At 69.3% G+C, this 19,808-nt stretch carries 14 protein-coding genes; 3 read left to right on the top strand and 11 right to left on the bottom strand.

The features are described from left to right. The first annotated feature begins 2 nt into the window (after positions 1-2). A complete protein-coding gene (gene betA / locus D1793_RS01365; RefSeq protein ID WP_119020549.1) occupies positions 3-1,709 on the top strand; it encodes a choline dehydrogenase in 1,707 nt (568 codons plus the stop codon). Positions 1,710-2,168: 459 nt separating this feature from the next. Further along, a complete protein-coding gene (locus D1793_RS01370; RefSeq protein ID WP_119020550.1) occupies positions 2,169-4,616 on the top strand; it encodes an acyl-CoA dehydrogenase in 2,448 nt (815 codons plus the stop codon). 55 nt (positions 4,617-4,671) lie between these two features. Here the strand turns inward: D1793_RS01370 and D1793_RS01375 are convergent, their stop codons facing one another. The 4 genes from D1793_RS01375 to D1793_RS01390 all read right to left on the bottom strand — a co-directional run bounded on the left by D1793_RS01375 (position 4,672) and on the right by D1793_RS01390 (position 10,659). Then, on the bottom strand, positions 4,672-6,576 hold the full coding sequence (locus tag D1793_RS01375) for an SLC13 family permease (protein WP_119020551.1): 1,905 nt from the start codon (positions 6,574-6,576) through the stop codon (positions 4,672-4,674). 172 nt (positions 6,577-6,748) lie between these two features. Next, complete coding sequence (locus D1793_RS01380; protein ID WP_119020552.1) at positions 6,749-7,564, bottom strand: enoyl-CoA hydratase-related protein; 816 nt, start codon at positions 7,562-7,564, stop codon at positions 6,749-6,751. Further along, positions 7,564-9,750, bottom strand: a complete 2,187-nt coding sequence (locus D1793_RS01385; RefSeq protein WP_119020553.1) for an acetate--CoA ligase — start codon at positions 9,748-9,750, stop codon at positions 7,564-7,566. The genes D1793_RS01380 and D1793_RS01385 overlap by 1 nt, the downstream gene beginning before the upstream one ends. A 117-nt stretch (positions 9,751-9,867) precedes the next feature. Continuing rightward, positions 9,868-10,659 carry an enoyl-CoA hydratase/isomerase family protein gene (locus tag D1793_RS01390; RefSeq protein WP_119020554.1) on the bottom strand — a complete coding sequence of 264 codons (792 nt, stop codon included), beginning with the start codon at positions 10,657-10,659 and terminating at the stop codon, positions 9,868-9,870. 251 nt (positions 10,660-10,910) lie between these two features. Here D1793_RS01390 and D1793_RS01395 point away from each other — a divergent pair, with 251 nt between their 5' ends. Beyond that, entirely contained in the window at positions 10,911-11,834 is a 924-nt protein-coding gene (locus D1793_RS01395) for a MurR/RpiR family transcriptional regulator (RefSeq protein WP_240407747.1), read from the top strand. A 30-nt stretch (positions 11,835-11,864) separates the two neighbouring features. Here D1793_RS01395 and D1793_RS01400 read toward each other — a convergent pair whose 3' ends face one another. Genes D1793_RS01400 through D1793_RS01430 form a run of 7 tightly spaced genes read right to left on the bottom strand, consistent with a single transcriptional unit; the run spans position 11,865 to position 19,785 of the window. Next, a complete protein-coding gene (locus D1793_RS01400) occupies positions 11,865-13,328 on the bottom strand; it encodes a cobyric acid synthase (protein WP_119020555.1) in 1,464 nt (487 codons plus the stop codon). 4 nt (positions 13,329-13,332) lie between these two features. Further along, positions 13,333-13,938 (bottom strand): cob(I)yrinic acid a,c-diamide adenosyltransferase, encoded by a 606-nt coding sequence (gene cobO / locus D1793_RS01405; RefSeq protein ID WP_119020556.1) that lies wholly within the window; start codon positions 13,936-13,938, stop codon positions 13,333-13,335. After that, positions 13,935-15,263: a cobyrinate a,c-diamide synthase gene (locus D1793_RS01410; protein ID WP_119020557.1), complete on the bottom strand. Its 1,329-nt coding sequence runs from the start codon at positions 15,261-15,263 to the stop codon at positions 13,935-13,937. The genes cobO and D1793_RS01410 overlap by 4 nt, the downstream gene beginning before the upstream one ends. Before the next feature lie 10 nt (positions 15,264-15,273). Next, on the bottom strand, positions 15,274-16,041 hold the full coding sequence (locus D1793_RS01415; protein ID WP_119020558.1) for an ABC transporter ATP-binding protein: 768 nt from the start codon (positions 16,039-16,041) through the stop codon (positions 15,274-15,276). Beyond that, the gene (locus tag D1793_RS01420; RefSeq protein WP_119020559.1) at positions 16,041-17,009 is read right to left on the bottom strand and encodes an iron ABC transporter permease; all 969 of its coding nucleotides are present in this window, start codon (positions 17,007-17,009) and stop codon (positions 16,041-16,043) included. Before D1793_RS01420 ends, D1793_RS01415 begins: the two co-directional genes overlap by 1 nt. 9 nt (positions 17,010-17,018) lie before the next feature. Further along, the gene (locus D1793_RS01425) at positions 17,019-17,945 is read right to left on the bottom strand and encodes a cobalamin-binding protein (RefSeq protein ID WP_240407748.1); all 927 of its coding nucleotides are present in this window, start codon (positions 17,943-17,945) and stop codon (positions 17,019-17,021) included. Then, on the bottom strand, positions 17,935-19,785 hold the full coding sequence (locus tag D1793_RS01430) for a TonB-dependent receptor (protein WP_119020560.1): 1,851 nt from the start codon (positions 19,783-19,785) through the stop codon (positions 17,935-17,937). Before D1793_RS01430 ends, D1793_RS01425 begins: the two co-directional genes overlap by 11 nt. Positions 19,786-19,808 lie beyond the last annotated feature (23 nt).

Consider the following 19,808-nt stretch of genomic DNA (forward strand, 5'->3'; position numbering starts at 1 on the left):
TCATGTCCCGCGTTCGCGAATACGACTACGTCATCATCGGCGCCGGCTCCGCCGGAAACGTGCTGGCCGCGCGCCTCACCGAGGATGCCGAGGTGAGCGTGCTGCTGCTGGAGGCCGGCGGCCCCGATCACCGCTTCGACTTCCGCACCCAGATGCCGGCGGCGCTCGCCTACCCGCTGCAGGGCAAGCGCTACAACTGGGCCTTCGAGACCGACCCCGAGCCCCACATGGACGGTAGGCGCATGGAGTGCGGCCGCGGCAAGGGGCTGGGCGGCTCCTCGCTGATCAACGGCATGTGCTACATCCGCGGCAACGCCCTGGACTACGACGGCTGGGCCCAGGCCCCGGGCCTCGAAGACTGGACCTACGCCGACTGCCTGCCCTACTTCAGGAAGGCCGAGAGCCGCGACATCGGCCCCGACGCCTACCACGGCGGCGACGGGCCAGTGAGCGTCACCACGCCGCGCACTGATAGAAAGCCGGGCAACAATCCGCTCTATCGCACCTTTATCGAGGCGGGCAAGCAGGCCGGCTACCCGGAGACCGAGGACGTCAACGGCTACCAGCAGGAGGGCTTCGGCCCCATGGACCGGTTCGTGACCCCGAAAGGGCGCCGCGCCTCCACCGCCCGGGGCTACCTCGACACGGCCAGGCAGCGGAAGAACCTGACCATCGAGACCCGCGCCATCACCGACGTCATCGAGTTCGAGGGCAGGCGCGCCGTGGGGGTGCGGTATCACCACGCTGGCCAGACGCAGCGGGTGCGCGCCCATCGGGAGGTGCTGCTCTGCGCCGGGGCCATCGCCTCGCCGCAGATCCTGCAGCGCTCCGGCGTGGGGCCAGCCGAGGTGCTCGAGGCGTTCGACATCGAGGCGGTGCAGGTCAACGAGAACGTCGGTGCCCACCTCCAGGACCACCTGGAGATGTACATCCAGTACGAGTGCAAGCAGCCGATCTCCCTCTACCCGGCGCTGAAGTGGTGGAACCAGCCGAAGATCGGCGCCGAGTGGCTCTTCCTCGGCCGCGGAATCGGCGCCAGCAACCAGTTCGAGGCGTGCGCCTTCATCCGCTCCAACGACCGGGAGGCGTGGCCCAACCTGCAGTACCACTTCCTGCCCATCGCCATCAGCTACAACGGCAAGAGCGCCGTGCAGGCCCACGGCTTCCAGGCCCACGTGGGCTCCATGCGCTCGGAGAGCCGCGGCCGCATCCGCCTCACCTCCCGGGACCCGGAGGCCCCACCCAGCATCCTGTTCAACTACATGTCCACCGAGAAGGACTGGCAGGAGTTCCGCGACGCCATCCGCCTGACCCGGGAGATCATCGCCCAGCCCGCCTTCGATGCGTACCGCGGGCGTGAGATCTCCCCAGGGCCCGAGGTGCAGTCCGATGCCGAGCTGGATGCCTTCGTGCGCGCCCATGCCGAGACCGCCTACCACCCCTGCGGCAGCTGTCGCATGGGCGAGGGCGACGACGCCGTGGTGGACGGCCAGGGCCGGGTGCACGGCGTGGAGGGACTGCGGGTGGTGGACGCCTCGCTGTTTCCCCTCATCCCAACCGGCAACCTCAACGCCCCGACCATCATGCTCGCCGAGAAGATCGCCGACCGGATCCGCGGCCGCGAACCGCTGCCGAGAAGCGACGCCCCCTACTACGTGGCGGGCAATGCCCCCGCCCGAGGCGAGCCGCAGCGCCGCCTCGCGACATAGCGCCGCCTTTCGTCGCCTCCAGCGCCCCGCCCTGCCCTGCAGCGCGGGGCTTTTATTCGGATTCCAGACAGTCGAAGATGGCTACTACGCTCGAGGCTTTCCCGGCGACAGGCCTATGAGGGGGCGCTGTGAACCCCTCCCTGGGCGCTACCGATGCCCTGCTTCGCTCTCGCGTCCCGCTCCGCTTGCAGGCCCGGTGCTGGCCATCCATGGCCAGCCCGTTCGGAGCAGTGCCGCTTGCAGGCCCGGTGCTGGCCATCCATGGCCAGCCCGTTCGGAGCAGTGCTCCTCACCCCTGGCATAGGACCCCCTCTACGGCCTATCCCCGGCGCCTCTCGCTCCTCTCCAAAGCCTTAGCCAAGAGTCATGCCACTGGCCGGTTGCATTGAAGCGGACTAGTCTGCAAGAATTCAAACATCTGTTCGAATACCTGCTTCTCACAACAACCGGAGTCTCTCCATGCTCACCCTGATCCTGCTGATCGTGGCCGTTGTCGGCCTGCTGGCGGTGATGCGCCGCGAGGCGGGCGCCCTGCCCGCCCTGGCGGTGCTCGCCGTCACCGGCCTTGCCAGCCTGCTCCTCGCCTCCTCCCTGCTGGGCCTGCTGCTGCTGGTCGGCGCCCTGGTCGTGGCCGCGGCCGGCCTGCCGGCCCTGCGCGGCAAGTGGCTGACCCCGCGCCTCTTCGCCATGTTCAAGAAGGTGTCGCCGAAGGTCTCCGACACCGAGCGCGTGGCGCTGGAGGCCGGCAGCGTGGCCTGGGACGGCGAGCTCTTCACCGGCAAGCCGAACTGGCAGGCGCTGCTGGACGCCCGCGACGAGGGGCTCACGGATGAAGAGAGGGCCTTTATCGACAACCAGTGTTCCGTCGCCGCCGGCATGTGCAACGCCTGGGACATTGCCAAGGAGCGCGCCGACCTGCCCCAGGAACTCTGGGACCACCTCAAGCAGGAGCGCTACTTCGGCATGATCATCCCGAAGGCCTACGGCGGCCTGGGCTTCTCCGCCAAGGCACAGTCCCTGGTGCTGCAGAAGCTCTCGGTCAACGAGACTCTGATGGTCACGGTGGGCGTGCCCAACTCCCTCGGGCCGGGTGAGCTGCTGCTCAAGTACGGCACCGACGAGCAGAAGAACCACTACCTGCCGCGCTTGGCCGACGGCCGCGAGATCCCCTGCTTCGGCCTGACCGGCCCGCGTGCCGGCAGTGACGCCACCTCGCTGCCCGACACCGGCGTGGTCTGCAAGCAGACCATCGACGGCAAAGAGGTGCTCGGCGTGCGCCTCAACTTCGAGAAGCGCTGGATCACCCTGGCCCCCATCGCCACGGTGGTGGGCCTGGCCTTCCGCCTCTTCGACCCGGAGAAGCTGCTGGGCGACGAGGAGGATCGCGGCATCACCCTGGCGCTGATTCCCCGCGACACCGCAGGGATGGAGATCGGCCGCCGCCACCACCCCATCGGCAGCCCCTTCCTGAACGGCCCGATCAGGGGCAAGGATGTCTTCGTGCCCCTGGACACCATCATCGGCGGCGAGGCGATGATCGGCCAGGGCTGGCGCATGCTGGTGGAGTGCCTCTCGGTGGGGCGCTGCATCACCCTGCCCTCCGGCGCCACCGGTACCGCCCGCTACGCCATCGGCTGGAGCGGCGGCTTCGCCCGCATCCGCCGCCAGTTCAACGTGCCCGTGGCCGAGATGGAGGGCATCCAGGAGCCCCTGGCGCGCATGACGGCGCTGGGCTATATCGCCCAGGCGGCGGTCTACCAGACCGCCAACACCATCGACCGCGGCGAGAAGCCAGCGGTGCCCTCCGCCATCCTCAAGAGCCAGCTCACCGAGTTCCAGCGGGTAATCCTCGGCGATGCCATGGATATCCACGGCGGCAAGGCGGTGACGCTTGGGCCGCGCAACTATCTGGCGATCGGCTACAGCGCCAACCCGGTGGCGATCACCGTGGAAGGCGCCAACATCATGACCCGCAACCTGATGATCTTCGGCCAGGGCGCCATCCGCTGCCATCCCTACGTGCTCGAGGAACTGGCCGCCCGGGACGCCGATGATGTCCGGGCCTTCGACAAGGCGTTCTTCGGTCATGCCGGCCTGATCTTCGGCAACGCCGCCCGCGCCTTCACCCAGGGCCTGGGGCTAGGCCGCCCCGCGGTCCCCTTCGAGGGCGAGGCCAAGCGCTACGCTCAGGAGATCGCGCGGCTCTCCGCCGGCTTCGGGCTCTGCGCCGATGCCGCCATGGCGAGTCTCGGCTCCACCCTCAAGCAGCGCGAGATGCTCTCGGCGCGGCTGGGTGACGTGCTCGCCAACCTCTACCTCGCCTCCATGGTGATCAAGCAGTGGCACGAGGGCGACAGGGTCGAGGGTGAAGCGGCGCTCTTTCACTACAGCTGCCAGTGGCTGCTGGGCCGCGCCGAGCAGGCCCTGGACGAGCTGTTCGACAACCTGCCCAACCGGGCACTGGCCTGCGGGCTGCGCCTGGCGGTGATGCCGCGGGGCAAGCGCTTCAAGCGCCCCCATGACGACCTGGCCCGCGCCATCGCCCAGGCGGTCTCCCGCGACACCGCCCTGCGCACGAAGCTTCTGGCCAACACCTGGTCGGCCGACGACGGCAGCCAGCCCAACTTCCTGGCGCACTACAACGCCCTGCTGGCGTCCCAGGAGCGCGCCGAGGCGCTCTACCGCACCGTCAACAAGGCCTTCGCCAAGGGCGAGCTGCCCGCCGATGCCCTGCACCCCGAGCAGCGGGTGGAGGCGGCCCTGGAGGCCGGGCTGATCACGGCAGACGACGCCGCCTTTATGCGCGAGCGCGAGGCCCAGGTGCTGGAGCTGCTCACCGTGGACGACTTCGAATACGACGCCTTCGTCATCGACAAGTCCAAGGTGCTGCGCCACCAGGCGGCCTGACGCCTCTAGTCACCGCCGTCATCCAACGCCCCGGCCCTGTGCCGGGGCGTTTCGTCTATAGCGGCCAGACCAGCAGGATCATGGGAATGGCTACCGCCAGCACCACCAGGGAGAGCGGCAGCCCGAGCCGCCAGTAGTCGCCGAAGCGATAGCCGCCTGGGCCCATCACCAGGGTATTGGACTGGTGGCCGATGGGGGTCAGAAAGGCGCAGGAGGCACTCACCGCCACCACCATCAGGAAGGGGTCCACCGAGGCGTCGAAGCCGCTGGCCAGGCTGGCCGCGATGGGCGCCATCAGCAGCGCCGCGGCCGCATTGTTGACGATATTGGAGAGCACCATGGAGAGCACGAAAAGACCGACCAGGGTCACGATCACCGGCCACTCGGCCCCCCAGGCGAGCATGGCCTCGGCGATCAGCGTCGCCCCTCCGCTGGTCTCCAGCGCCTGGCCCACCGGAATCATGGCGCCGAGCAGCACGATTACCGGCCCGTCGATGGCCTGGTAGCCCTCGCGCAGGGGCAGCACCCCCACCAGCAGCGCCACCAGCGCGGCCAGGGAGAGTGCCACGGCCGCCGGCAGCAGGTCGAAGATCATCGCCAGGATGGCGGCAGCGAAGATGGCAATGGAGGCGAGCAGCATGCGCGGCTGGCCGAGGGTCAGGTTGCGGCTGGCGAGCGGCAGGCAGCCCAGGGTGGCCAGGCTCTCGGCGAGTTCGCTTTCGCCCCCCTGCAGCAGCAGTACATCACCGGGGCGAAAGCGAACCTCCCGCAGGCGCTGCTTGAGGCGCCCGCCGTCCCGGGCCACTGCGACCAGGTGCAGGCCGAACTGGTTGTGCAGGCGCAGCTGGGTGACGGTGCGGTTGACCATCATGGAGTCGTTGCGCACCACCGCCTCCGCCAGCTGCAGCCCTTCGGTATCCACGCCGCGCTTCTCTTCCTTCTCCTTTTCCCTCTCCGCCTCCTCCCCGGCCTTCTCCTCGACCTGCGCTTGCCTCGAGTCCACGCTGGGCGACTCCGCCTTCAGGCCCGCTTCGGTCTCCTCCTTCTCGTCGGCTCCCTGCTCTTCCTCCTCGGCGTCCTTGCCCAGTCGCAGCCCCGCCTTGTCCTCCAGCAGCTTCATCTCATCGGGGCCCGCCTCCATCAGCAGGATGTCCCCCTCCCGGAGGGTGCCGAAGAAGGCGTGGCCGGCCCGCTTCTTCTCGTCGCGCACCACGGCGAGCACCGGAATGGTCTCCTCCAGTTCCTGCTGCAGCTCGCGCAGGGTCAGGCCGTTGGCCTTCGACTCCTCCCCGACGCGCAACTCCACCAGGTAGTTGGCGGTATCGAACATCGCCTCGGTGGACGCCTTGCCGGCCCGCTTCGGGGTCAGGCGCCAGCCCAGCAGCACGATAAAGGCGAGCCCCGCCAGTGCCACCGCGGCGCCGACCGGGAAGAAGGAGAACATGCCAAAGTTCTCGCCGGTGACCGAGCCGCGGTAGCTGGCGATGATGATGTTGGGCGGGGTGCCGATCAGGGTGGTCAGCCCCCCCAGCAGCGAACCGAAGGCCAGCGGCATCAGCAGGATCGACGGCGAGGCGTCGTGCTCCCGGGCCAGGCGCATGGCCACCGGCAGCAGCAGCGCCAGGGCGCCGACGTTGTTCATGATGCCGGAGAGCACCACCACGGTGCCGGTGAGCACCAGCAGCTGCAGGAAGAGCCGCTCGCCCACCCGGAGCACCTGCTCGGCGATGACGTCCACCACCCCGGAGCGCTCGAAGCCGCGGCTGAGCACCAGCACCGCCGCCACGGTGATCACCGCCGGGTGCCCGAAGCCGAGGAAGGCCTGCTCGCCGGGCACCAGCCCCAGTATCACCGAGCCGAGCAGCGCGGCGAGCGCCACCAGGTCGTAGCGAAAGCGCCCCCAGACGAAGGCGGCAAGGGTCAGCCCGAGGACGATGAAGACCAGGGTGCTGTCGGCCATGGCGTCACTTCCCTGTGAGAGATCAGGCCTTCAGCATCGCCAGCCGGGCCGCCCGCCGACAAGTCTTTTCTGCACGGAAACCGACCGTTACCCCTCCGACACGACGACGCCCGGCCGAAGCCGGGCGCGCTGTAGACTCGAATCCAGGCCTCACGGCCTGCTGCGAGAGGCGCTATTTCGCCATCTTCTCCAGCATGGCGTTGACCGCCTCCAGGTGCTCGGGCTCGTTGTGGCACATGCCCTGGAAGACCGCGCAGAGATCGAGGAAATCCTTGAGCTCGGTGCGCTGGGCCATCTTCATCAGCCGCTTGGTGAGGCGTGTCGCCTTCGGCGGCTGGGCGGCGATGCGGCCGGCGAGCTCGCCCGCCGTCGCCATCAGCGCCTCGGGCTCGGTCACTTCGAGCACGATGCCGTAGGCCTTCGCCTCCTCGGCGTCGATCACCCGGCCGGTGAGGGTCAGCTCGAAGGCGCGCTGGTAGCCGATCAGGCGCTGCATGAACCAGGAGCCGCCGTCGCCGGGGATGATCCCCAGGTTGAGGAAGGTCTCGCCGAACTTCGCCTTCTTCGAGGCGATGCGGATATCGGCCATGTTGGCCAGGTCGAAGCCGGCGCCGATGGCCGGGCCGTTGACCGCGGCGATGATCGGCACCTCCACCTCGGCCAGCGCCAGCGGGATGCGCTGGATGCCACGGCGGTAGCGGGCCGAGACCTCGGCCACGTCACCGGCGAAGTCGCCGCCGCGGTTGGCCATGTCCTTGACGTTGCCGCCGGCGGAGAAGGCGCTGCCCTCGCCGGTGATCACCAGCACCGAGACGGCGTCGCAGGCGTTGACCCACTGGGCCACGGCGACGATGTCCTCGACCAGGGCGGTGCCGGTCAGGGCGTTGCGCACGTCGTGGCGCGCCAGGGTCAGGGTCGCCACCCGACCCTCGAGGGTCAGGCGGGCGTCGGTGAGCTGGGGCAGGCTGGGCGGGGTCGTCTGGCTCATCAATGGGCTTCCCTGTCGGCTGAATCGTCGCGTTCCACGATAACCCGCGCGTCCACCACGGCATAGCCGTCGGCGTTGACGATCACCGGGTTGAGGTCGAGCTCGGAGAGCTCCGGATAGGCCTCGACGATGCGCGATACCTTGAGCAGCAGGTCGACCAGGGCGGCCTTGTCCACCGCCTTCTCGCCGCGCACGCCGTCGAGGATCTTCCTGGCCTTGATCTGATCCACCATCTCCTCGGCGTCGCGCCGCGACAGCGGAATGGCGCGGAAGGCCACGTCCTCGAGGATCTCCACGAAGATGCCGCCGAGGCCGAACATCAGCACCGGGCCAAAGATGGGGTCGCGGATCACCCCGAGGATCACCTCGACGCCCTTCTTCGCCATGGGCGTGACCAGGATGCCCTCGATCTCCGCGTCGGCGTCATAGGCCAGGCAGGACGCGAGGATCGCCTCACGGGCCTCGCGCATGGCGCCCTCGCCCACCACGTTGAGCCTCACCCCGCCGGCGTCGGACTTGTGCAGGATATCCCGGGAGACCACCTTCATGGCCAGCGGCGTCTCGCCGAACTGCCCTGCGGCCTCCGCCAGCTCCGCCTCGTTTCTGACCACCAGCTCCAGGGGCACCTCGATGCCGTGGTCGCGCAGCAGCCGCTTGGCCTCGTACTCGAAGAGGTCGCGGCCCTCGGCCCGGGCCTCACGGAACAGCGCGGTGAGCTCGGGGAGCGGCTCGACGCTGCGCTCGCGGCTCTGACGCTCCACCTGGGCCAGGTACTGGCCACGCTCGCCCAGGGCCGCCAGCACCCGCACCGCATGCTCGATGGAGGCGTAGATGGGCAGGCCCGCCTCGTGCAGGCGACGCAGCGCCGGCGGCTTGATGGGGGTATAGAGGCTGTAGATCACCAGCGGCTTGGTGGTCGACTTGGAGAGGTCCACCATCGCCTCGGCGCCGCGCATCTCGTCGCCCAGCAGCGATTCCGCGAAGCGGATGCTGTAGCCGCCGAACATGCCCACCAGGAAGACGCTGTCAACGTTGTCGTCGGCGGCAACGATCTCCATGCAGGTGGCCAAGAGCGACGGATTGGCGTCGGTGGAGCCGGCCACGTCCACCGGGTTGACGGTGGAGGCCTGGGGGAAGAGCACGTCGCGCAGCTGCTGGCGGGTCGACTCGGAGAGCTCGGCGAGCTCGAGGCCCGCCTCGGCCAGGCGGTCGGAGGCGATGGTGGCCTGGCCGCCGCCGTCGGAGATCACCGCCACCCGCTTGCCACGCGCCTTCTGCAAGAGGCCCAGCCCCTCGGCCACCGGCAGGATCTCGTCGGAGTGCTGCACCACGCTGACCCCGGCCTGCTTGAGCAGGTCCACGGTCATGGCATAGCTGCCGGCGAGCGCCCCGGTGTGGGAGCTGGCCGCCTTCTGGCCCGCCTCGGTGGAGCCGGACTTGTAGACCACCACCGGCTTCATGGCGGTCACCTCTCGCGCCACGTCGAGGAACTTGCGCCCGTCGCGGAAGCCCTCCACGTAGAGCGTCGCCACCCGGGTGTTCTCGTCTTCGCCCAGGTAGCGCAGGTAGTCGTTGAAGCCGATGTCGCTCTGGTTGCCGGGGCCCACGTAGGTGGAGAAGCCCACGTTGCCGTTGTACTGGGCCTCGAGTGCCAGCGACAGCAGCATGTTGCCGGACTGGGAGATGATGCCCACGCCGCCGGGCTTGACGTTGTCCAGCGACAGCAGGTTGACCCGATGGTGCAGGTTGAAGATGCCCGAGGTGTTGGGGCCGATGATGCGCACGCCATGGGCGCGGGCCTTCTCCATCATCTCGCGCTCGAGCTCGGCCCCCTCTCCGCCGATCTCGGCGAAGCCGCTGGCCAGTATCACCGCGCCCTTGATGCCACGCCGCCCGCACTCGGCGATCAGCCCCGGCACCGTGGCCGCCGGGGTACAGATCAGCGCCAGGGCGGGGTTGCCGGGAATGGCGGTGACCGAGGGCCACGCCTTGACCCCGAGGATCATGTTGGCCTTGGGGTTGACCGGGTAGATCTCGCCCCGGTAGCCATCCTTGATCAGGCCGACCATGGCCTTGTAGCCGCGCTTGGTGGGGTCGGCGGAGGCGCCGACCACGGCGATGCCGCCGGGCGCCAGGATGTCGTGGAGCGGGCTGCGGGTGGTGAGGTGTCCTTCGATGGGGTTCATGTGCTGGCTGACCTTGCCCTCGGGGGCGATGAAGAGTGGGCGGTAGAGAGTGCGCGATGACGCGTGGTTCAGGCCCGGCCGCGGCCGGGGGATTCACGGGGGGCGGAAGGCACGGGCCTACTTGCCTTGGAAGCGCGGGACGCGCTTCTCGGCGAAGGCGTCGACGCCCTCCTGCCAGTCCCGGGTGGTGCCGACGAAGGTCATCCCCTCGAGCTCGGCGGCCAGGCAGGCATCCAGGGTGCGCTCGCCGGAGAAGGTGAGCTGCTCCTTGGCCAGCGCCATGGAGAAAGGCGCCTTACTGGCCACCCGCTCGGCGAAGGCCAGGGCGGCGTCAAGGAAGCCCTCGTCGGGGTAGTGGCGGTTGGCCAGGCCAATGCGCACGGCCTCGGCGCCATCGATGCGCTCACCCAGGAAGACCAGCTCACGGGCCTTGGCCAGGCCCACCAGGCGCGGCAGCAGCCAGGTCACGCCGCCGCCCAGGAAGTTGCCGATGGAGACCTCCGGCAGGCCGATCTGGGCGCTGTCGGCCATCAGCAGGAAGTCCGCGGCGATGGCGAGCTCGGCACCGGCGCCCAGGGCAAAGCCGTTCACCGCGGCGATCACCGGCGTCTGCATCTGCATCAGGCGCTTGCAGACGATCTGTTCCCCCTGCAGGTACTGGCGGCGGTCGAAGGCGGTGCGCCCCTCCTTGTGCTCCTTCAGATCGGCGCCCACGCAGAAGGCGCGCCCCTCGCCGGTAAGCACCACTACGCGCACCTCGCCGTCCGCCTCGGCGCGGGTCAGGGCGTCATTGAGCTCGGCGTAGAGCGCCTCGGTGACGGCGTTGAGGCGATGGGGGCGATTGAAGCGAATCTCCTGGACCTGGCCGTGGCGGCGAAGGATCAGGGTCTCGTACTCGGCTTGGCTCATGGAGGGCACTCTCTAGGCTTGGCAAACGACTTCGATAATCAGCGGCGATGGTCCATCGCCAAGGAAACAAACGTGCCATTATCGAATGATTTGCAGCACACCTGTTCTGCCGCGCATCCTAGCCAAAGGTCGCATCGGGGTCAACACGTGCGTACCGGGATAATTCACATCCAGGAACAAATGTTTCATCAAGCAGCGTCGCCTATCGGGTACAATGGCGCCCCCGCGCCACCCCAACCCAGGAGATCAGCGTGCTGGAACAGGATCCACGCGACGACAACGCGCCGGACACCGACAGCGGCCCCGCCCGGCTGGATGCGGTGAACCGTGAGCTCGCCGAGGCCTACCCGGAGCTCAGCCCGCAGCTGAAGCTGGCCGCCGGCTATGTGCTGGAGCACCCGGTAGAGATCGCCTTCCAATCGATACGCAAGTCCGCCACCGCCGCCGAGGTGACCGCCTCGACCCTGGTCCGCCTGGCCAAGCGGCTGGGCTTCGAGAGCTATGAGCAGTTCAGGGAGGTGTTCCAGTCGGCGGTGCAGGCCGGCCCCGTGGAGCTCTCCGGGCGGGCCAGCCAGCTGCGCAGCCTGGCCAGCCAGACCGACGACCAGGTGTTTCTCGACGTGGGCGACGCCGCCTTCGACAACATCGGCCGACTGTTCACCGCCGACAACCAGGCACGGGTGCGCGAGGCGGCCAGGCGGCTGCTGGCCGCGGAGAAGATCGCCGTGGTGGGGTTTCGGGACACCTTCGCCTGCGCCTACCACTTCGCCTACGTGGGGCGTATCGCCATGCCCAATATCCAGCTGATCCGCGGCCAGGAGGGGGGGCTCTTGACCGAGCTTGCCCCCTTCGGCGAGGGGGACGTGGTGGTGGCCTTCGGCTTCGAGCCCTACTGCGCCGAGACCATGCGGGCGCTGGAGATCACCCGGGCGGCGGGGGTCAGCGCCATCGTGGTCACCGACACCATGCGCTCGCCGCTGGTGCCGGGGGCCACCATCACCTTCCCGGTGGCCAATGCCACCCCGCATTTCTTCCCCTCGATCCTCTCGGCGATCACCCTGATCGAGGTGCTGCTGGCGGAGTGCGTGGCCTTCGGCCCCGACGACCTGGTCGACAACGTGGCAAGTTTCGAGTCGCGGATGCGCGCCATGGGCGCCTACGTGGAGCAGGGGTAGCGAGGCCAGGCTCGCACGAGACGCCCCGCCTCAGCGCCCCAACAGCCGCTCGATGGCGGCGATATCGAGGTGCTGCTCCAGGGCGTCGGCCAGGCGATCCAGCTCCGCCTCCCGATGGGCAGCCAGGTCGACGGCGCCCTCCTCCGCCAGGCCGCAGCGTGCCAGCAGCGCCGCGCACGCCTCGGCGCTATCGAAGAGCCCGTGCAGGTAGCTGCCCATCACCCGGCCATCCTCGCTCACGGCGCCCTCGGGCTGTCCCGCCAGCTCGCAGAAGGGCCGCGCCAGCGCCGGGCCCTCGCTGCCCCCCTGGTGGATCTCGTAGCCGACGACCGGCACGCCCTCGGGCAGCAGGCGGCCGCCGACGTTGCGCAGCCGCTTGCCGGGCAGCATGTGCGTCTCCAGTTCGAGCAGCCCCAGCCCCTTGCTGGCGCCTGCCGGCCCCTCCAGGCCCTCGGGGTCGTGGATCCAGTCGCCGAGCATCTGGAAGCCGCCGCAGATGCCGAGCACCCGGCCGCCGTAGCGCAGATGGCGCCGTATCGCTTCCTCCCAGCCCTGGGCGCGCAGCCAGGCGAGATCGGCTCGGGTGCTCTTGCTGCCCGGCAGGATGATCAGGTCGGCCGGCGGAATCTCCCGGCCGGACCCAAGCTGATTCGGGCCGATAAAGCTGAGCTCGACCCGGGGGTGCAGCCGCAGGGGATCGAAGTCGTTGTGGTTGCTGATGCGCGGCAGCGCCGGCACCACCACCCGGAGCGCCGGCTCGCCCGACTGGCGACCGCAGAGGCCGATGCTGTCCTCGGCGTCCAGCAGCAGCCCCTGCAGGTAGGGCAGCGTGCCGAACACCGGCCTGCCGGTGCGCTCGGCCAGCCAGTCGAGCCCCGGCTCGAGCAGGGCGATATCGCCGCGGAAGCGGTTGATGACAAAGCCGCGGGTGCGCGCCCGCTCGCGCTCGCTCAACAGCTCGAGCGTGCCCACCAGCTGGGCGAAGACGCCGCCGCGGTCGATATCGCCCACCAGCACCACCGGACAGTCCACCGCCTCGGCGAAGCCCATGTTGGCGATGTCGTTCTCGCGCAGGTTGATCTCCGCCGGACTGCCGGCCCCCTCGGCGATGATCACGTCAAAGCGCGCCGATAGCGCCTCCCAGGCCGCCATCACCGTGGCCTTCGCCTCGCGCTTGTAGGCGTGGTAGTCCAGGGCATCCATATGGCCGTGGACCCGGCCGCGCAGGATCACCTGGGCGCCACGATCCGATTCCGGCTTGAGCAGCACCGGGTTCATGTCGCTGTGGGGCGCCACACCCGCCGCCAGCGCCTGCAGCGCCGTGGAGCGGCCGATCTCGCCGCCGTCCGCGGTCACCGCGCTGTTTAGCGCCATGTTCTGCGGCTTGAACGGCGCCACCGAGACCCCGCGCCTCGCCAGCACCCGGCACAGTCCCGCCACCAGCGTGCTCTTGCCGGCATCCGAGGTGGTGCCCTGAATCATCAATGTCGCCATGGGATTAGAGTTCGATGCCCTTCTGGGCCTTTACTCCCTGGTCCTTGAAGGCGTGCTTGACCACCTTCATCTCGGTGACGGTATCGGCCAGCTCGACCAGCGCCTCGGGAGCATAGCGGCCGGTGACGATCACATGCTGCATCGGCGGCCGTGCCTGGAGGTCGTCGAGCACCCGGTCGAGGTCCAGGTAGCCGTAATGCAGGGCAATATTGAGCTCGTCGAGCAGCACCAGGTCGACGCTCGGGTCATCCAGCATGTCCCGCGCCACCTCCCAGGCGGCCTCGGCGGTCTGGATGTCGCGCTCCCGATCCTGGGTGTCCCAGGTGTAGCCCTCGCCCATCACGTGGTAGGTCACCTTGGGCAGCTGGCGGAAGAAGGCCTCCTCGCCGGTGCTGAAGGCCCCCTTGATGAACTGCACCACGCCCACCTTCATGCCGTGACCGAGTGCCCGCGCCAGCATGCCGAAGCCGGAGCTGCTCTTGCCCTTGCCGGGGCCGGTGAGCACCAGCAGGAGCCCCTGCTCCTTGTCGGCGGCCTCGATGCGCGCCTGCATGATCTGCTGCTTGATGGCCATGCGTTCGGCATGGCGCTTCGGATCGACCTTTTTCATGGTGATTCTCCGGTCTTGGCGGTAGGCGTAAGCGGCTCACCCCGGAATAGGGCGGCGACCACCTCCGGGGCGGAGGGGAAGTAGCCGTGGAAGTAGCTGGCGGTAAGGCTGCCCTCGCGATAGACCGCCTCTGCCTCGCTGCCGGCCAGCTTGCGCGTACGCCCCAGTGGCTCGGCGGCGGTCTCCAGTCGCGAGTGGTGGTAGGTGTGGCCGCGCAGCTCGCCCCGATCGGTGGCCAGGAACTGCAGCCCCAGGGCGGTGAGCTTGCCGGCCATGCGCGCGGTGCCGGGCAGCAGCCCCAGCATCTCATGGGCCTGCCCGTCGCCATCCACCAGGGTCTCCACGCAGGCCATCAGCCCCCCGCACTCGGCCAGGATCGGCCGGCCGGCGGCGTGGTGGGCGCGAATCGCCGTTCTCATCGGCACATTGGCGGCAAGCCTCGCCGCATGCAGCTCCGGGTAGCCACCGGGGAGCCAGAGGGCATCGCAGGCGGGCAGCGAGTCATCGGCCAGCGGCGAGAAGAAGGCGAGCTCGGCACCCATGGCCTCGAGCAGGTCGAGGTTGGCGCGATACAGAAAGGCGATGGCGTCGTCGCGGGCCACGCCGATACGCACGCCCTCGAGCAGCCGCGGTGGCGGCTCGGGGGCCGCTGCCTCGAGGGTCACCCTGGCCGGCAGCCGGTCGAGGCCGGCCTCCTTGAGCACCTCGGCGGCGGCATCCAGCTGCCGGTCCAGCTCCGCAAGCTCGGAGGCCTGCACCAGGCCCAGGTGGCGGTCGGGAATCGCCATGGCGGCGTGACGCGGAATGGCGCCGAGCAGCGTCAGCCCTTCCGGCATGGAGTCGGCGAGCAGCTTGCCATGACCGGGGCTGCCGATGCGGTTGGCGATCACCTCGTGGATGGTGAGCTCGGGGTGGTAGTTGGCCAGCCCCTGGGCCACGGCACCGAAGGTCTGGGCCATCCCCCAGGCGTCGATCACCGGCAGCGCCGGCAGGCCGGCCAGGATCGCCAGATCGGCGCTGGAGGGGGCTCCGTCGAAGAGCCCCATGGAGCCCTCGACGAGGATCAGGTCGGCCTCCCGAGCGGCCTCGGCCAGGCGCCAGCGACACTCGGCCTCGCCGGTCATCCAGGGATGCAGCTGGTACACCGGCTGGCCCGAGGCCACCTCCTGCACCATGGGGTCCAGGTAGTCCGGGCCGTGCTTGAACACTCTCACCTTGCGGCCGGCATTGCGGTGCAGCCGCGCCAGCGCCGCGGTGACCATGGACTTGCCCTGGCCGGAGCCGGGGGCGGTGATCAGGGCGGCATGGCACTCGCCGCGAATCATTGACGTCATATCACCTCACGGGGACGAAAACGGGGGCGCCGTCGACCTCGGCGGTGGCCAGGCGCTGGCCGTAGAGCCGCTCCAGGGCGGCGGGCACCAGCATGGTGTCCGCCCTCCCCCAGCACGCCTCGCCGTCGGGATAGAGCAGCAGCAGGTGGTCACACCAGCGCGCCGCCAGGTTGAGGTCGTGCAGGCACATCATCACCGCCCGGCCGGCGGCGGCCTCGCCGGCGAGCAGCGCCATGACCTCGGTCTGATGGTGCAGGTCGAGATGGTTGGTGGGCTCGTCGGCCAGCCAGAGGCGCGGCGCCTGGGTCAGCACCGTGGCGATGGTCAGGCGCTGGCGCTCGCCGCCGGAGAGGGTGCTGACCAGGCGGTCGGCCAGGTGGTCGACATCGAGCCGCGCCAGCGCCGCCTCGGCCAGGCGCAGGTCTTCACCGCCCTCCATCTGCCAGGGCGACAGCCAGGGGTGGCGGCCGATCAGGGCGGTCTCGCGCACCGTAGCGGGAAAGCCATCGTGGCGTTCCTGGAATACCAGCCCCAGCCGCTGGGCGACCCGGCGGCGGCCCAGGGTGGCGAGGGGCCGGCCGTCGAGCAGCACCTCCCCTCGGCGCGGCGCCCTGAGCCCGGCCAAGGTGTGCAGCAGGGTGGTCTTGCCGGCCCCGTTGGGTCCCAGCACCCCCCACACCTGGCCGGGTTCGACGCACAGCGTCAGCGGCCGGCCGTCGGCGCGAGCGGGGACATCGATGACCAGCTCCCGGATATCGAGACGGCTCATCAGCGGCTCCGGTAGAGCAGGTAGAGGAAGGTAGGGACCCCGAGCAGGGCGGTGATCACCCCTACCGGCAGCTGTTCCGGGGCGATCAGGGTGCGCGCCAGGGTATCCGCCAGTACCAGCAGGGTGCCGCCGGCCAGGGCGCAGGCCGGCAGGATCAGGCGCTGGTCGTTGCCGAGCACCAGGCGCAGCATATGCGGCACCACCAGCCCCACGAAGCCGATGCTGCCGGCGATGGTCACCGCCATGGCAGTGAGCAGGCTGGCGGCCACATAGATGACCCACTCCAGCGGCCGCACCGCCACGCCGAGCGCCGCCGCCTGCAGCGGCCCGCGGGCCAGCACGTTGAGGCTGCGCCCCATGGGCACCACCAGCAGACAGATCGCCAGCAGCATGACGAGCGCCGGCCAGGGGGTGCGCGCGTAGGAGAGATCCCCCATCAGCCAGTAGAGCATGCCGGGCAGACGATCGGCGGGGCTCACCGCCAGCATCAGGGTGATCACCGCCCCCCAGCCGGCGGCCACCACCACCCCGGTGAGCAGCAGCCGCGACGGCGTCCAGCTGCCGGTGCCATGGGCCAGGCCGAACACCAGCAGGGTCGAGGCCAGCGCCCCCCCGAAGGCCGAACCGGAGATCATAAGCCCCCCCATGCCGCCCAGCATGGCGGCGAGCGCCCCCACCGAGGCGCCGCCGGAGAGTCCCAGCACATAGGGGTCGGCCAGAGGGTTGCGCAGCAGCACCTGCATCAGCGCACCCGCCACCGCCAGCAGGCCGCCGACGGCGAAGGCCGCAAGCGAGCGCGGCACCCGCAGTTCGAGGATGAGGGTGCGCGGCAGGACCTCGCCGCCGCCGCGGAGCACCGCCCACAGCTCGCCAGGCGCCACGCCGACACTGCCGACGCTGACCGACAGCGCCAGCGCCGCCAGCGCCGCCGCCAGCAGCAGGCCCAGGGGCAGGCTCAGCTGTCGCATCGAGTGGGGCTACCGTCTGGCACGCGCGACCTCCAGCTTGTCGCAGAGAATGCGGCTGCCCTCCAGCAGGCGCGGGGTCGGCCGCTGGATCAGCGAGGGCGGCACGAAGAAGAGATTGTCGCGGGCGACCGCGGTCAGGCCCGGATACTGCTCCCAGTGGGTGAGCCAATGGCGATTCTCCTCGCCCATGCCACCGGCGATGATCGCCTCGGGGTCGGCGGCCAGCACCGACTCGTCGTCGAGGCGCGGCACCAGCCGCGAGAGCTCACCGAAGACATTGACGCCACCGCACAGGGTCACCACCTGGCCGATCAGGTGCTCGTCGTTGACGCTCATCAGGGGCTCGTCCCACACCTGATAGAAGACCGACACCGGCTCGGCCTTGGCGTGGCGCTCGGCGAGCTCCGCCATGCCCTCTCGGAAGCGGGCGGCCTCGGCGTCGCCCGCCGCCTCGCTGCCGGCCAGGCGTGCCAGCCGCTCGATGGCAGTGGCGACCCCCTCGACGGTGCGCGGCTCGATCATGAACACCGGCAGCCCCAGCGCCTCGAGTGTCTCGAGCTGCTCCGCCGGGTTGCCGGTGATCCAGCCGATCACCAGATCCGGCGCGAGCGATACCAGGGTTTCCAGGTCCATGCGGGTGTGGCTGCCGACCGATTGGACCTCCCGGGCCTCGGGCGGATAGTCGCTGTAGGCCACCACCGCTACTACCTTCTCCCCTGCCCCGGCGGCCCAGGTCAGCTCGGTGGCCCCGGGCGAGAGCGCGGCGATACGGCTGGCCGGCGCGTCCAGGCAGACCTCGCGGCCGCGGTCATCGACGGCACAGGGGGAGTCGGCGCGCGCCTCGCTCGCGCCCAGCCCCGCGAGGGCGAGGCCAAGCGAGGCGCAGAAGACGGCAGCGGGGCCAAGGGCCCCGCTGAGCTGGCCGCTACTGGCCAAAGTGAACGCTCACGAAGGCCGCACGGCCGGCGTTGATATAGTCACGCGCGGTCTCGTACTCCTTGTCCAGGGCATTCTCCACGGTCAGGCGAGCCGACCACATCGGCGCAAAGTCCCAGCCGGCGCGCAGATTGACCAGCCCGAAGCCGTTAAGGCGATCAGTATTGGCGGCATCCTCATAGCGGTAACCCTGCAGAATCCAGGACGCGCCCAGCGTCCAGTCGCCCAGTGCGCGATCCACGTCGAAGCGGGCGCTCTGACTGGCCCGGCGCTGGATGCGATTGCCCGCATTGAGGCCACTCCGGTTCTCCGGATCGGTCCAGGTCAGCGCCGCCGCCAGGGTCCAGTCGTCGATTTCGGCCCCAGTCGCGAGCTCAATGCCTCGAATACGCGCCTTGGCAACGTTCTGTGGCGTATCGACCCAACCATCTCCCGTTGTGTCAACGTTGATGATCAGTTCATCAATATCGCTCTGGTAGGCCGCCAGGTCCCAGAAGAGGGTGCGATACTGCCCGCGAACACCCAGCTCATAGGTCTCGGACGTCTCCGCATTGAGGTCCGGATTGCTGAAGCCCGGGAAATAAAGCTCGTTGAAGCTGGGCGCCCGGAAAGCGGTGCCGACACTGGCCCTCAGCGTATGGTGGGCATCGAACTCATAGCCCAGTGCCAAACTGCCGGTGACCTCCTCACCGAAAGCCTGGTTGTCGTCATAGCGCAGGCTAGCCTGGACGGCGACTGGGGAGAAGTCGAGCAGGCCCTGGGCGAAGACGGCGGTATTGTCGCGGTTTGTCTCGTCGTAGACATTGGTGCTGCTGATGCTGTCTTCGCTATATTCGGCGCCGGCCACCAATTCGTGAACGCCAAAGCCAAGGGTGTTTTCCCAGCGCGCCGTTCGGGTCTGGGTATCGAAGACGGAAAACCCGAAGGCGTCGAGGGTATCGCTCTCGTCCCGCGCCTCACTCAGAGTCAGGCGGCTGCGCCATGTGTCGCTGACGGGAATTTCACCGTAGACCCCGGACACCTGCTGAACGAAGTCGGTCTCTGCCGGCGCCCCGAAGCTATCGAACTCGGTATTGCCCCGAGCCCGCAGCGCCAGCGCGCCCACCTCGGCGCCACTCTCGAAGGCATGGGAGAGCCGCACCAGGCCCGAGGTGTTGTCATAGCCCTTGTCCTCGCCCCCGCGGCGCACCGGCGTGCCATCGGTGTCGAAGCGGCTGCCGGCAACGTAGTAGCTGGTGCCGCCGCTGCCGCCGGAGAGGCTGGCGCTGTAGCGTTGGGTATTGAAGGAACCGCCGCCCACGGAGACCCGCGGCTGGGGGGCGCCCTCCTCGCCTTCCGGGGTAGAGAGCTGCACCACCCCGCCCACGGCATCGGCCCCATAGAGACTGCCGCGGGGGCCACGCACGATCTCGGCACGCTCGAACATCCGCGGGTCGAGGAACTGCCAGGCGGGGCCACCCAGAGTCGCGGAGCGCAGGCGAATACCGTCGATCATCAAAAGGCTCTGGCTATTCGAGGTGCCCCGAATCGACACGCTGCTGGACTTGCCAAAGCTGCCGTTGGAGGTCACGTCCACTCCGGGCTGACCGCGCAGCAGGTCAGGAAGGCTCGCCGGATCCTGGCGGCGCAGGGTGGCCTCGTCGAGCACGGTGACAGAAGCGAGCGTCTCATCGGCGGTGCGCGGCGCCAGGGCGGCGGTGATGACCATCGGGTTGAGGCTGGTCGCCTCGGCGGTGGCTTCGGCCGGGCTCTCGAGCTGAGGCTCGGCGGCCTGAATGGCCAGCGGCAGGGTGGCCAGGGCGAAGGTCGCCAGGCCCCGGGAGGCAAAAATCGTGTTCATGTCTGTCCCTTGCTTCGCCGTGC

Source organism: Halomonas sp. JS92-SW72, from assembly GCF_003547075.1.
Classification (GTDB): Bacteria; Pseudomonadota; Gammaproteobacteria; order Pseudomonadales; family Halomonadaceae; genus Halomonas; species Halomonas alkalicola.